Source organism: Streptomyces alboflavus, assembly GCF_000716675.1.
Taxonomy (GTDB): domain Bacteria; phylum Actinomycetota; class Actinomycetes; order Streptomycetales; family Streptomycetaceae; genus Streptomyces; species Streptomyces alboflavus.
Window position 1 is genome coordinate 18,679 of record NZ_JNXT01000022.1, and the last position, 13,847, is coordinate 32,525.

General features: G+C 73.0%; 9 protein-coding genes and 1 pseudogene. 5 read left to right on the forward strand and 5 right to left on the reverse strand.

Annotated features, from left to right (window positions below; all coding sequences use genetic code 11):
- Nucleotides 1-14 precede the first annotated feature (14 nt).
- From OO63_RS18210 to OO63_RS18220, 3 genes are read right to left on the reverse strand one after another with little or no spacing between them, the layout of a single operon-like run.
- Entirely contained in the window at nucleotides 15-416 is a 402-nt protein-coding gene (locus tag OO63_RS18210) for a DUF742 domain-containing protein (protein WP_030360376.1), read from the reverse strand.
- Nucleotides 417-425: 9 nt separating this feature from the next.
- Entirely contained in the window at nucleotides 426-866 is a 441-nt protein-coding gene (locus tag OO63_RS18215) for a roadblock/LC7 domain-containing protein (RefSeq protein ID WP_016642949.1), read from the reverse strand.
- Nucleotides 863-4,000, reverse strand: a complete 3,138-nt coding sequence (locus OO63_RS18220; protein WP_030360377.1) for a sensor histidine kinase — start codon at nucleotides 3,998-4,000, stop codon at nucleotides 863-865. The genes OO63_RS18215 and OO63_RS18220 overlap by 4 nt, the downstream gene beginning before the upstream one ends.
- A gap of 934 nt (nucleotides 4,001-4,934) precedes the next feature.
- Here OO63_RS18220 and OO63_RS18225 point away from each other — a divergent pair.
- Nucleotides 4,935-5,378: a hypothetical protein gene (locus OO63_RS18225; protein WP_051810984.1), complete on the forward strand. Its 444-nt coding sequence runs from the start codon at nucleotides 4,935-4,937 to the stop codon at nucleotides 5,376-5,378.
- A gap of 72 nt (nucleotides 5,379-5,450) precedes the next feature.
- Here OO63_RS18225 and OO63_RS18230 read toward each other — a convergent pair whose 3' ends face one another.
- Nucleotides 5,451-6,851, reverse strand: a complete 1,401-nt coding sequence (locus OO63_RS18230) for an NAD(P)/FAD-dependent oxidoreductase (protein ID WP_030360379.1) — start codon at nucleotides 6,849-6,851, stop codon at nucleotides 5,451-5,453.
- A gap of 149 nt (nucleotides 6,852-7,000) precedes the next feature.
- Nucleotides 7,001-7,312, reverse strand: a pseudogene (locus OO63_RS18235) (bifunctional 3-phenylpropionate/cinnamic acid dioxygenase ferredoxin subunit); the annotation flags it as partial.
- A 348-nt stretch (nucleotides 7,313-7,660) separates the two neighbouring features.
- On the opposite strand from OO63_RS18235, the gene OO63_RS18240 reads away from it, so the two are divergent.
- From OO63_RS18240 to solA, 4 genes are all read left to right on the forward strand, one after another.
- Nucleotides 7,661-8,404 carry an IclR family transcriptional regulator gene (locus OO63_RS18240; RefSeq protein WP_030360381.1) on the forward strand — a complete coding sequence of 248 codons (744 nt, stop codon included), beginning with the start codon at nucleotides 7,661-7,663 and terminating at the stop codon, nucleotides 8,402-8,404.
- Between the two features lie 525 nt (nucleotides 8,405-8,929).
- On the forward strand, nucleotides 8,930-10,015 hold the full coding sequence (locus tag OO63_RS18245; protein WP_030360382.1) for an S-(hydroxymethyl)mycothiol dehydrogenase: 1,086 nt from the start codon (nucleotides 8,930-8,932) through the stop codon (nucleotides 10,013-10,015).
- A 122-nt stretch (nucleotides 10,016-10,137) separates the two neighbouring features.
- The gene (locus tag OO63_RS18250) at nucleotides 10,138-12,582 is read left to right on the forward strand and encodes a GcvT family protein (RefSeq protein ID WP_030360383.1); all 2,445 of its coding nucleotides are present in this window, start codon (nucleotides 10,138-10,140) and stop codon (nucleotides 12,580-12,582) included.
- Nucleotides 12,583-12,587: 5 nt separating this feature from the next.
- Nucleotides 12,588-13,775 (forward strand): N-methyl-L-tryptophan oxidase, encoded by a 1,188-nt coding sequence (solA, locus tag OO63_RS18255; protein ID WP_030360384.1) that lies wholly within the window; start codon nucleotides 12,588-12,590, stop codon nucleotides 13,773-13,775.
- Nucleotides 13,776-13,847 lie beyond the last annotated feature (72 nt).

Genomic DNA, 13,847 nt, shown 5'->3' on the forward strand with positions numbered 1-13,847 from the left:
CGCTTTCGCGCTGTTCAGAGCGCCCGGAGGCCGTTGATCACGTCGCGCAGAATACTCTCGTCCGGCAGCTCGGCGGGGGGTACGGGGCGGGTCACGTGCACCAGTTGGTCGTCCACCAGGTCACCGATGAGGACGCGGATCACGCCGATCGGAAGGTCCAGTTCCGCCGCGAGTTCCGCGACGGACTGCGGGGTGTCGCGGCACAGGCCGACGATGTCCACGTGCTCCGGGGACAGCGTCTGGTCGGCCTCCGTCTCCTCGGCGTGCGACTCCGCGATCACGACCGCGATCAGGTCGAGGCGGTGCTGGGCGGGGCTGGTGGTACGGCCCCGTGTCATGGCGTACGGGCGCACCACCGGACCGGCGTCGTCGTCGAACCAGTGAGGCATAGCGGCCTGACCGTCGTCGTCGCTCATGCCCTCCCACTACCCTCCCGTGGGCAGGTCCGTGCGCGGCGCCGAACCCAAGTGCACACCCACCCTCTTGACCAGCAGCGTCATCTCGTACGCCACCAGGCCGACGTCGGAGTCGGCGTCCGCGAGGACGGCGAGACAGCTGCCGTCACCCGCCGCCGTGACGAAGAGGAAGGCGTCGTCCAGCTCGACCACCGTCTGGCGGACCTTGCCCGCGTCGAAGTGGCGCCCCACGCCCTTGGCCAGGCTGTGGAATCCGGACGCGACGGCGGCAAGGTGCTCGCTGTCCTCGCGGGTCAGGTTCTTCGACACGCCCGTGGGCAGGCCGTCCCCGGAGAGCACGAGTGCTTTGCGGATGCTGGCGACGCGCTCCACCAAGTCGTCGAGGAGCCAGTTCAGCTCCCCCGATCCCCCGGTCGCGGTGGTGCGTGCGTCGGCCTTCGGTGCGGTCATCGACCGTCCCCCTCAGATGTCGTTCCTGGTGCTGCGCCGTCCGGGACGTCGTCGCCCACGGCGTTCTCTTCACGGCCGCGCTGCCAGCCGCGCTGGAGCGAAGCCATTCGGCTGCGTACCTCGTCGGCGTCGCGCTCCTCAGCTCCGGCCCTGGCCGGGGTCGTGTCCAGCTCTGTGCGGCGGTCCGGGCTGTCCTTCAGCTGCGGGGCGAGGTTCGCCTGGCGGACCCTGCGGGGCAGCCCGCCGGCGGCCGGCGCGCCCTGATCGTTGCCCGCCGTCCGGGGCGGCGTGTCCGTGCTGCCTGCGGCCCGGTCCATGGGTCCTCTGTCCGTCCTTGCCGCCCGGTCCGCACCGGGCGCTGTCTCGGTGCGGGTGGTGGCACGCGGCGCGTCCGTCATCGGGCGGCGGCGGGGCAGGAGCGGCTGCGGGTCGGACGGGGTGTCCGGGCCGAGGGGGCGCGGGGGTGTGAGGTCGGGCCAGCCCGCGTCCGTCCTGGGGCGGCGCGGCAGGTCGACACCCGCGCCGCCGTTGGCGTCCGTGGTGTCCCGGGGGGCGCGCGCCGGGGTGCCGAGGCCGTCCCGTACGCGCTTGTCGAGTGCCCCGCGCGCGGGGCCGACGTCGGACCGGGTGTCGGTCGGTGCCTGGCCCAGGGGCCGGGATTCCCGGGCGGGGCCGCGGCCGGGCCACCCCGTGCCGGTGTCGCGGCGGGCGTTGTCGCTGTCCGGGTCGGCGGTGTCGGTGTCGCGGGCAGGGCCGACGTCCGTGTCACGGGTGCGGGCGGGGCCCACGCGGCGGCCGTGCGAGGAGACCAGCTTCGGGGTGCGGCGGCGTGCCAGGGGCACGGTGCCGCCCGGGGCGGGCTCGTCGTCGAGGGGCTCGTCGGGGTGCAGGGCGTCGTGGCCCGCCGAGTCGGCGGCGCGGACGGGCTCGCCGAGGTCGGGCTCGCGGGCGTCGCGGGCCTGCTGGTGCTGCTCCCCGGCGGTCTCGCCGACGCGGCGGCGCGGGCGGAAGAGGCCGCCGCGCTCGCTGTCCTCGTCCTCCAGGGCACCCGGGAAGCCGTCGAGTCCCGCCATGCCGACGGGCGCCTCCAGCTCGACCGGTCCGTCCAGGAGGGACGCGGGCAGACCGGGCAGTTCGACGGGCGTCTGGGCGAGGGCGGCGTCGCGGTCGTGCGTGGTACCGCCCACGGCCTTCTGCGGCTGCGGCCGGTCGAGGCGGAAGCCGACGCCTCCGGTGTCGGGCACGTCGTCGGTGAGCAGCGACTCCGGTATGAACACGACGGCGGTGGTGCCGCCGTACGGGGAGGGCTGCAGCGAGACGCGGACGCGCTGGCGCTGGGCCAGGCGGCTGACCACGAAGAGGCCGAGGCGGTCGGTGTCGGACAGCTCGAACTCGGGGGTCTCGGCGAGGCGGAGGTTGGCGTCGAGGAGGACTTCGGAGGCCATGCCGAGGCCGCGGTCGTGGATCTCCAGGGTGAAGCCGTTCGCGACGTGCTCGCCGAGGACCTGCACCGCGGTGTGCGGGGGCGAGAACACCGTGGCGTTCTCCAGGAGTTCGGCCAGCAGGTGCGTGAGGTCGGCGACCGCGGGGCCGGTGACGGCGATGCGCGGCAGTCGGCGCACCTCGATGCGTTCGTAGTCCTCGACCTCGGCGACGGCGGCGCGGACGACGTCCATGAGCTGGACGGGCTTGCGCCACTGCCGGGACGGGGCGGCGCCGGAGAGGATGACGAGGCCCTCGGCGTGCCGCCGCATGCGGGTGGTGAGGTGGTCGAGGCGGAAGAGGTCGGCGAGCTCGTCGGTGTCCTCGGTGCGGCGCTCCATGGTGTCGAGGAGCGTGAGCTGCTTGTGCAGCAGGACCTGGCTGCGGCGAGCGAGGTTGACGAACACCTCCGAGACGCCGCGCCGCAGGTCGGCCTGCTTGACGGTGGCCTCGACCGCGGCGCGCTGCAAGGTGTTGAGGGCCTGGCCGACCTGGCCGATCTCGTCCTTGTCGTAGGTCAGGCGCGGCGCCTCGGTCTCCACGTCGACCTGCTCGCCCGCCGCGAGACGGCGCAGCAGTCCGGGCAACCGGACGCCGGAGGCCTCGTGGGCCTCCAGGCGCAGGCGGCGCAGGTCGCGGATGAGGCTGCGGCCGATGCGTACGGAGAGGAAGAGGGACAGGAGCACGGCGAGCAGGCCGAGCACACCGGCGACGGCCAGTTGCACGATGACGGTGATGGCCTGGGGGCGGGCGCGGTCGCGCAGCCGGTCGACGGCGTCGTCGGTGCGGTCGGCGAGGCCGGTGAGGACCTTGTCCGACTCGCGGTCCCAGTCGCTGGACGTGACCGCGCGGGGGGTGCCCCCGCCGGAGTCCATCAGCAACTGTTCGGCGTCGCGCAGACGGCTCGTCTCGGCGCCGTTCAAGTAGCGCTCGAAGCGGGCCCGCTCGTTGTCCGGGAGCTGGGTGAGGCTGTTGTCGAGGAGCACACCGCGCTGCGCCACGAGGTCGGAGACCTGGCGGATCTCGCTCTTGGTGACGGTGCCCGCGACCAGGGCGGAACCGATCAACGCGTCTTCACGGGAGAGCAGTTCACGGACCTGGCCGACGCCGACGAGCGCACGCCCCTCCGCGGTGACGCCCACGTCGTCGAGAGCGTTCAGCGTCATCAGGAAGCCGAAGCAGGGGTCGGTCAGGCGCGTGTACATCTTCAGCGCCTTGTCCCGGCTGATCGTGCCTTCCTCGACCGTGCGGCGCAGCGCGTCGAGTCCCTTGAAGGAGTCGAGGGCGACGCTCAGGCGCTCCTCCGACTGACCGTCGAGGGCCTCACGGGCGTCGGACTTCCGGGCCTTGGACTCGATCTTGGCGACGAGCCTGTCGGTGGCCCCTCGGCTGCGGCGCAGCGCGGCGAGCGCGTCCGACGCACGGGGGTCGGCCAGATAGACGAGGGTCTGGCGCCGCTCCTCCTGCACCACTTCGACGGTGTCCTGGAGCGGTCTTGCCAGGTCGTCGAGGATGTACGCCGTGTCGATGAGCTTGTTCGCCTCGCGCCCCGTGAGGAAGGTGGCAAAGCCCCAGATCGCCGTGAGGGACACGAGCGGCACGAGCAGCAATGCCACGATCTTCCGGCGGATTGACTTCCCGCGAAAGCGCATGGCCTCCCCCAGATCGGGCCCCTCACAGCCGCGCTTCGACCAGGGGCACGCATGTGCGTCAACAAACGGCGCGAGCCTACTACTGAGACACGTGCAACTCGAAGGGACGTCCGGACGCTTTTCAGCCGTGACGCGAAAAGGGCATCCATAGTTGTCCGCCCATTGGGGGAGATTGTCTCCCGCATGTGCCACATGCGGACCGAGCCCATCACCCGTACTGGCAGGCCCAGTTGGCCTGAACTGTTCGCCGAGCGGAACCGATCGCACCGAAAGGGGATCTCTCATCCCGGGGGATCCGTCGTCGGGAGCGGGAATCTTCCGTGGCGCCCATTCGTCGATCAGTACGAGAGCGGATGCGCACGGGGGCCGAGTGGGGCGGGCGCCGGAAGGTGCGGGGGCGCAAGAGCAGACGAAGCAGACAGGGGCGGGGACCGCGGACGGCTGCACGGCCGGGCCCTGGCAGCACGGCGTAAAGCAGCGTAAAACGGGCAGCAAGCGGAGAGTCGGACATGAGAGCTCTCGATCGGCCGGCCGCCAGGCACGGGCAGGACGGCGGCTGGGGCAGGACAGCGGGGGGAGTGACGAGTTGATGGGTACGACAGAGCGCCGGCGGGCGTCGGCGGGCAGGACGTCCGAGAAGTCCGCGAGCACCGAAGCGGCGGAGAAGGACAAGGAGTCGACGGGTCGGCGGGCAGCCGGGGCGGCTTCCGCCACACGGCTCGCGGAGAGAACGAGCGACGACTCCCGGGGCGGCCGCGCCAGAGCGGCCGAGGGGCGCGGGCAGTCGAAGGGTTCGGGGCGGCGTGCCGAGGCCAAGACTCTGGAGCGGCGCGCCGAGCCGAGGGGCGCGGATCGGACCGCGGGGTCCGGGAGTTCGGACGGCCGCGAGTTCGGGGAGGGTCGTGGTCCTACGGACGGGCGTGACTCGGCGGAGGTGCGGGAGCGGCAGGGTCACTTCGAGGCGCTGGACGACGGGGAGTACACGGAGCGGCGGCCGCTGTGGGTGGACGAGCCCGCGCGTCGGCCGCGGCTGCCCGACCCCGTCCGCAAGGCGGCCGTGCGGGCCGTACTCATCGTGTCCTTGACGCTCATCCAGGCGATGACGGCGTTCTTCTGCACGATGGCCGAGTCCTGGCTGGCCTTCCCCATGGTGCTGAGCAGCGTGGCCAGCACGGTCGTGGCGACGTGGGGCGTGTGCGACGTCTGGGTGACCCGCCAGGTGTGGAACCAGCGCAACGGCGTGGTGTCTATGCCCAGCAGCACGGCACGCAGACTCCGGCGCGAGCGCCGACGCGCCCGCCGCCAGGCACGCGTCGCCGGCCGCGCCAAGGAGGGCATACGGAGCCCGGGCGGACAGGGGCAGCTGTCGCACTCCTGAGCGCGCCGAATCGGCGAGTCGGCGAGTCGGCGACAAAGGGTCGGGGACTGTTGGCGGCGGGTGGGGCCGCGGTCAGGCAGCTGTTGTCTGTCGGGCCCGCAGCTCTCGTCGCGTTCTCATGAACGGGCGGGCGCAGTTGACCGCGAGCGCGGCCGTCACCCGGCCCGCGTGTTCGTACAGCGCGAGGAAACCGCCGTCGTCCGGACTGCCCTCCGCGATCCGTACGGTGGCGTCGGCGGGGCGGTGTCCAGCGAACTGGATGCGGGAGCCGTACTGGTCGGACCAGAAGTACGGCAGCGCGGTGACGAACTCCACGGTGCGGGCGGCGAGCAGGTTACGGACGGCGACGCGGGGTTGCTCCGTCGCACTCGTCCAGTGTTCGGAACGAACGCCGCCCACGCGGGCGACGTCTCCCACGGCGACCACCTGCGGGAGCGAGGTGACGCAGCCGTCGTCGCACAGGACGCCGTCGCCCACGGCGAGCGAAGTGCCGGAGAGCCAGCCGGTGTTGGGGGTGGCGCCGATGCCGACGACGACCACGTCGGCGGGGAGGACGCGGCCGTCGGACAGCTCGACCGCGGTGACGTGGCCGGAGGTGCCGGGCCGGGGGTTTCCCGGGGCGGTGGCGCCGGACGGGGCGGCGGGGGCCATGCGGTGCAGGCCTGCCACGCCCGTGCCGGTGAGCAGGCGGGCGCCGCCCTTTCGGTGCAGGTCGGCGCAGAACAGGGCCATGTCCGGGCCGAGTTGCGGAATCAGGGGCAGAGGGGCGGCCTCGACGACGGTGACGTCATGGCCGAGGGCGACGCACGACGACGCGGTCTCGGCGCCGATGAAGCCACCGCCGATCACCACGACTCGACGGGGGCCACGGGCCAGGTCGGCGCGCAGGGCATGGGCGTCGGCGAGCGTACGCAAGGTGTGGACGCCCGCGGGCTGAGGGCCCGGCAGGCGGCGGGCCGACGCTCCGGTCGCGAGGACGACGCCGTCGGTGACGACCGTGCGGCCGTCGTCGAGGAGGACGGCGCGGCCGTGCTGATCGAGGCCGGTCGCGTGGACGCCGAGCAGCCATTCGGCGGCCAGGTCCGCGATCTCCTCGGGGTCGGTGAGGGCGAGTGGGTCGGTTGGGGCGGATTCGTATGCTGCGGGGGATGTGGGGGTGTTGCCAGTCGTGGGGTCGGACTTCGCGGCCGCGCCCGGGACGGTGCCAGGCCCGGGGCCGGTGGCGCCGTCCGTGGCGCTGGTCGCGGGCGTGGCCGTGCCCGTGCCCGTGCCCGTGCCCGGGGCGCTGTACGCGGCCCTGGCAGTGGCTGTGTCCGCAGCCGTGAGGAATGACTTGGAGAGGGGTGGGCGGTCGTACGGCAGGTGGGGTTCGGCGCCGACGATCACGAGGCGGCCGTCGAAGCCCTGGGCGCGCAGCTCGCGGGCCGCGTAGAGACCGGCGAGGGAGGCGCCCACGACGGTGACGGTGTTCATGCGGCGGACCCCTCACCGGTCAACGAGCCTCGCCCGGGGCCGGAGGCGGCGAGGGAGGCGGGGGCGGAGGCCGCGAGGGAAGCGGCGGACAAGGAGGCGGCGGCCGCGAGGGGCGCGGAGGCCGGGAGGGGAGCAGCGGCCGGGACGGGGGTCGCGGCCGGGTCGGTCAGGTGGACATGGATGGTTCCGTCGACCACGCTCACGCGGTGGGTGCGCACCGCGCGGCGGGCCGGCAGACACGTCGGCTCTCCGGTCCGGAGATCGAATGAGGCGGCGTGCAGCGGGCATTCGACCAGACAGCCCTCCAGCCAGCCCTCGGAGAGGGAGGCGTCCTGGTGACTGCAGGTGTCGTCGACGGCGTACAGCGCGCCGTCGGCGTTGAACACCGCGACGGGGGGTGTGGTGTCGAGACGGACGGACTCGCCCGCAGGGAGGTCTTCAAGGCGGCAGACGGGAATCACGGGCCCTCCTCTGGATCTGTCGGCCCGGTGGGATCTGTCGGCACGGTCCGGGACCGTTCGGGCCAAGGACTCTTCGGTAGCATGAAGTTTCATATGGCGCACCAGAGAGCGCTATGCGCAACAGAATCCGGTGGGATGCCCATCGCGTCAAGGGGCTCCCTGGGACGCGGCTCCGAGAGGCCGCCGAGTGGTGAGAGTTGAGATATGACCCGCACGCGGAAACAGCCTGGCCAGAACGAGGAGCCGCACCAGGGAGCAGCCCAGGAGGAGCGCCGGGAAGGGCGCGAGGAAGAACCCGGGAAGCCCCGGGAGGCACGTGAGCCACAGGCCAAGGCTCCCGCCGGTTCGGTGCAGTCCGTCGACCGCGCGGTGAGCGTCCTCGAGATCCTCGCCCGGCACGGCGAGGCCGGGGTGACGGAGATCGCCGACGAGCTGGGGGTGCACAAGTCGACGGCGTTCCGGCTGCTCGGCGTGCTGGAGAACCGCGGTCTCGTCGGGCAGGCGAAGGACCGCGGCAAGTACTTCCTCGGCGCGGGCGTCCTGCGCCTCGCCGGGGCGGCGGCGGTACGGATGGACATCTCCCAGGAGGGCGGTCCGGTCTGCCGCGAGCTGGCCGACGAGCTGGGCGAGACGGTCAACATCGCCGTCCTCGACGACGACGCCGCGGTCAACATCATGCAGGCCCGCGGGCCCGCGTCCGTGACCGCCCAGAACTGGCTCGGCCGGCGCACCCCGCTGCACGCCACCTCCAGCGGGAAGGTCCTGCTCGCGCACCTGCCGACGACCCTGCGCGAGGGCCAGATCGCCCGCACGCTGCCCCGCATCACCGAGCACACGGTGACCGGAACGGTGGCGCTGCGCCGCGACCTGGAGGCCGTCGTCCAGCAGGGCTTCGCCATCGCCGTGGAGGAGCTCGAGGTCGGGCTCGCCGCCGTGGCCGCCCCGGTGCGGGCGCACGACGGCAAGGTCATCGGGGCCCTGAGCGCTTCCGGGCCGGTGTACCGGCTGACGGAGGACCGGCTCACCGAGCTGGCCAAGCGCACGGTCGCGGCGGCGGTGGAGCTGTCGCGGCGGATGGGCTACGGCTTCTGACGGCCGCGGGGTAGAGGGCCGTGCAGGGGCGCGGCCCACCCCCGTCCGCCCACGCGCGGGCCACCCCCCTCCGCCCCACGGTCCGCCGCGCGCCCCGGCCGTCCTCCTTGCCGCCGTCTCGCGGCGCGCCCCCGCCCGGTGCCGGACGCCACGCCCACGCCCGCACACCGCGCTGCCGCGCCGCACACCGCACACCGCGCCACACACCGCGCCGCAGCGCGCCTCCCGCCGCCTGGCCGATGCCGAGCGGGGCCGAACCGGGCCTGGCCGACGCCGAGCCGGGCCGGGCAGGGCCCACGCCGGGCCGAGCCGAGCCGAGCCGAGCCGAGCCGAGCCGCCCAAGCGGGACACCCCCGCACGCCTGCCCGCACCCCCGCCAGACCCGTTTCGCGACACCCATAGCGTTTTGCCGAGCGTTCACTCCGGCCCCTTGACGGCTCCTTGACGGCGCTCTCACGATGTCTCTCATAGCGCAACCGATCGTGGAGTACGCAACAAGACGACCCAAAGTCGAGGAGCCTGGCCGTGCCACACGAGGTCCGTGGCGTCGTCGCCGCGAAGAAGGGCGCACCCGTCGAGGTGCAGACGATCGTCGTGCCGGATCCCGGACCGGGAGAGGTACTTGTCTCCGTGCAGGCCTGCGGGGTCTGCCACACCGATCTGCACTACCGGGAAGGCGCGATCTCCGACGACTTCCCGTTCCTGCTCGGCCACGAGGCCGCCGGCACCGTCGAGGCGGTCGGCGCCGACGCCGGGGGCCTGGGGCCCGGCGACTACGTGGTCATCGCCTGGCGCGCCCCCTGCGGAATGTGCCGTTCCTGCCTGCGCGGACGTCCCTGGTACTGCTTCGACTCCCGCAACGCGGCACAGCCCATGACCCTGCTCGACGGCACTCCCCTCAGCGCCGCGCTCGGCATCGGTGCCTTCGCCGAGAAGACCCTCGTCGCCGCGGGTCAGGCCGTGAAGGTGGACCCTGCGGCCCGGCCGGAGGCGGCCGGACTGATCGGCTGCGGCGTGATGGCCGGGTACGGGGCCGCCGTGAACACGGGGAACGTGGGCCGCGGCGACACGGTCGCCGTCATCGGCTGCGGCGGCGTCGGCTGCGCCGCGATCGCCGGGGCCTCGCTCGCCGGGGCCCGGCGTGTGATCGCCGTCGACATCGACGACGCCAAGCTCGACGGGGCCACCCGCTTCGGCGCCACGCACACCGTCAACTCCCGGGGCACCGATCCCGTCGAGGCGGTGCGCGGGCTCACCGGCGGCTTCGGCGTCGACGTCGCCATCGACGCGGTCGGGATCCCCGAGACGTACAAGCAGGCCTTCTCCATGCGCGACCTCGCGGGCGTGCTCGTCCAGGTCGGCGTGCCCGACCCGGCGATGGCCGTCGAGCTGCCGCTGATCGACCTGTTCTCGCGGGGTGGCGCGCTCAAGTCCTCCTGGTACGGCGACTGTCTGCCCACGCGGGACTTCCCCCTGCTCGTCGACCAGTACCTCAGCCGCAGGCTCGACCTCGGCGCCTTCGTGACGGAGAAGATCGCCCTCGACGACGTCGAGGAGGCGTTCGCCAGGATGCAGCGCGGCGAGGTGCTGCGATCGGTGGTGGTCCTGTGACCGGCGTACGACCCGACCCGCACTCCCCCGAAGTGCCTGATGACACCCTGAGGCGGGACGACACCCCCACCCACGCGCCGACTCCAGCACGGGCGCCGGCCACGGCACCGCCACCCGCGCCCATCCCCCGAGTCGTCATCATCGGCGCCGGAATCGTCGGCTGCTCCCTCGCCGACGAGTTGACCGCCCGCGGCTGGACCGACGTCACCGTCCTCGAACAGGGGCCGCTGCCCGCCCCGGGCGGCTCCACCTCGCACGCGCCCGGGCTCGTCTTCCAGACCAGCCCGTCCAAGACGCTCAGCGAGTTCGCCGCCTACACCGTGCGGAAGTTCGGCGAGCTCACCGTGGACGGGCTCTCCTGCTTCAACCCGGTCGGCGGCCTGGAGCTGGCCACCACGCCGGAGCGCTGGGCGGACCTGCACCGCAAGGCGGGCCTCGCCGCGTCCTGGGGCATTCGCGCCGAGCTGGTCGACCCCGCACGCTGCAAGGAGCTGTGGCCGCTGCTCGACAACGGCCCGGTGCTCGGCGGCCTGCACACACCCGACGACGGCCTGGCCCGCGCCGTGCTCGCCTGCCGGGCGCAGCTCGACCGGGCGACCCGCCGGGGCGCCCGCTTCCTGGAGCGGCACACGGTCACCGGCATCGAGCGCGCGGAGGGCCGCGTCACCGCCGTCGTCACCGACCGCGGCACCTTCCCCGCCGATCACGTCGTGTCGGCCGCCGGCTTCTGGGGACCGATGATCGGCAGGATGGCGGGCGTCGACGTACCGCTGCAGCCGCTCGCCCACCAGTACGCCCGGACCCGCCCCCTGCCGGAGCTGGCAGGCCGCAACGACCCGCGGACCGAGGCGTCCCGGCCCATCCTCCGCTTCCAGGACCGCGACCTGTACTTCCGTGAGCACACGGACCGCGTCGGCATCGGCTCGTACGCCCATCGCCCGCTGCCCGTGGACCCGTTCGCCGTGCCCGCGTACGACGACGCGACGGCCCGCGGTCTGGCGATGCCGTCCTCGTCCCCCTTCACCGAGGAGGACTTCGCGCCCAGCTGGCAGGACTGCTGCGGGCTGCTGCCCGCGCTCAAGGAGTCGGCCGTCGAGGAGGGCTTCAACGGTGTCTTCTCCTTCACGCCGGACGGCATGCCGCTGCTCGGTGAGGCCCCGGCGCTGCGCGGCTTCTGGCTCGCCGAGGCCGTGTGGGTCACGCACTCCGCGGGCGTGGCGAAGGCCGTCGCCGAGTGGATGGTCGACGGCAGGCCCGCCGTCGACGTGCACGACTGCGACCTGACCCGCTTCGAGGACGCCCAGCGCTCCCCCGCCTACGTGGCCGAGCGTGGCGCGCGGCAGTTCGTCGAGGTGTACGACGTCATCCACCCGCACCAGCCGATGGACGAGCCTCGTCCCCTGCGCGTCAGCCCCTTCTACGCGCGCCAGCAGGAGCTGGGCGCCGTCTTCCTGGAGGGCGGCGGCTGGGAGCGGCCGCACTGGTACGAGGCCAACGCCGCGCTCGCCGCCGACGTGGATGTGCCCGAGCGGGACGGCTGGTCCGGCCGGTACTGGTCGCCGGTCGCCGCCGCCGAGGCGCGCGCCACCCGCGAGCGGGTCGCGCTGTACGACATGACGCCGCTGCGGCGCCTGGAGGTCACCGGTCCCGGGGCCCTCGGCTTCCTTCAGCGCATGACCACCAACAACCTTCGCAAAAAGCCTGGTTCGGTCACCTACACCCTCCTTCTCGACGAGGCGGGCGGCATCCGCTCCGACCTGACCGTGGCACGGCTCGCCCCCGGCCGCTTCCAGGTCGGCGCCAACTCCCCCGCCGATCTCACCTGGCTACAGTCGCACGCACCCGACGACGTGCACATCAGGGAGATCACCCAGGGGACGTGCTGCGTCGGCGTCTGGGGACCGCTGGCCCGCGCCCTCGTCCAGCCCCTGACCCGCGACGACTTCTCGCACGAGGCCTTCGGCTACTTCAAGGCCCGGGAGACCCACGTCGGACATGTCCCGGTGACGGCCATGCGCCTGAGCTACGTGGGCGAGTTGGGCTGGGAGCTGTACACCAGCGCCGACCTCGGCCTGCGTCTGTGGGACACGCTGTGGGAGGCGGGCAGGGACCTGGGTGTCGTCGCCGCCGGGCGCAGCGCCTTCAACAGCCTGCGCCTGGAGAAGGGTTACCGCGCCTGGGGCCAGGACATGACCGCCGAGCACGACCCCTATGAAGCGGGCGTCGGCTTCGCCGTCCGCATGGACAAGGGCGACTTCATAGGCCGCGCCGCACTGGAAGGGCGCGGCCCCCTCACTCGCAAGCTCACCCCGCTCCTGCTCGACGACCCGGCCGCCGTGGTCCTCGGCAAGGAGCCGGTGTACACGGCCCCGGGCGACGCGGTGCCCGCCGGATACGTCACCAGCGCCGCGTACGGCTACACGCTCGGCCGCTGCGTCGCGTACGCCTGGCTGCCGCCGCTGGCGGCCGGGGCGAGCACGCACATCGAGTACTTCGGCGAGAAGGTCTCCGCGACCGTCACCGACGAACCGCTCTTCGACCCCGAGATGACCCGGATCCGGAGGTGACCGTCGTGTCTCCCACCACCCCCACCTACGACGTGATCGTGATCGGCCTCGGCGGCATGGGCAGCGCCGCCGCCCACCATCTGTCCGCGCGCGGAGCCCGCGTCCTCGGCCTGGAGAAGTTCGGCCCCGTGCACCAGCGGGGCTCCAGCCACGGAGGCTCCCGGGTCACGCGCCAGTCGTACTTCGAGGACCCCGCGTACGTACCGCTGCTGCTGCGCGCGTACGAGCTCTACGACAAGCTCGAACAGGACACCGGCCGTGACATCGCCACCCTGTGCGGCGGCGTGATGGTCGGCAGCCCGGACGGGCGGGTGGTCTCCGGGGCGCGGCTCTCCGCCGAGACCTGGGGGCTTCCGCACGAGATGCTGGACGCCCGCGAGATCCGCCGCCGATTCCCGACACTGACGCCGCGCGACGACGAAGTGGCACTCTACGAAGAGCGCGCGGGTCTCGTCCGGCCGGAGAACACGGTCGCCGCGCATCTGCAGCTCGCCACCCGCCAGGGCGCGGACCTGCACTTCGAGGAACCGGTGACCCGCTGGGAGCCGTACCGGGACGGCGTGCGCGTGCACACGGCCGACGACACGTACACCGCCGGGCAGTTGGTGATCTGTCCGGGCGCATGGGCGCCGGGGCTGCTCGCGGACCTGGGGGTGCCGTTCACCATCGAGCGGCAGATCATGTACTGGTTCCAGCCGACGGGAGGTGTCGGCCCGTTCCTGCCGGAGCACCATCCGATCTACGTGTGGGAGGACCGGGCAGGCGTCCAGGTCTACGGCTTCCCTTCGATCGACGGCCCCGACCTAGGAGTGAAGGTCGCGTTCTTCCGCAACGGCCATGTGTGCACTCCGGAGACCATCGACCGGACGGTCCATCCGCACGAGGGCGCGGCGATGGCCGAGCACATGGCGCGGCACATACCGCTGCTCCCCGGGCGCCTGTTGAAGGCCTCCACCTGTATGTACACGACGACGCCCGACGAGCACTTCGTCATCACGCGCCATCCGGCGCACCCGGAGTCGGTGACGGTGGCGTGCGGCTTCTCCGGGCACGGCTTCAAGTTCGTGCCGGTGGTCGGCGAGATCGTCGCCGACCTGGCGCTCGACGGCACCACGGAACACCCCATCGAGCTGTTCGACCCCCGCCGGATCACCGGACCGCTGGATCCGGCGCCCGCCACGGCACCGGTCTGACCGAAACCCGCGCCCTCCGGGGCGCACGTCGAAACGAACCGCGCCCGCCGCGGCGCCCGTCTGAGGAGTACG

What these genes read in the sequence shown, in the direction of transcription:
- OO63_RS18210 (WP_030360376.1), bottom strand. Translation starts at nt 416, where the DNA reads ATGAGCGACGACGACGGTCAGGCCGCTATGCCTCACTGGTTCGACGAC.
- OO63_RS18215 (WP_016642949.1), bottom strand. Translation starts at nt 866, where the DNA reads ATGACCGCACCGAAGGCCGACGCACGCACCACCGCGACCGGGGGATCG.
- OO63_RS18220 (WP_030360377.1), bottom strand. Translation starts at nt 4,000, where the DNA reads ATGCGCTTTCGCGGGAAGTCAATCCGCCGGAAGATCGTGGCATTGCTG.
- OO63_RS18230 (WP_030360379.1), bottom strand. Translation starts at nt 6,851, where the DNA reads ATGAACACCGTCACCGTCGTGGGCGCCTCCCTCGCCGGTCTCTACGCG.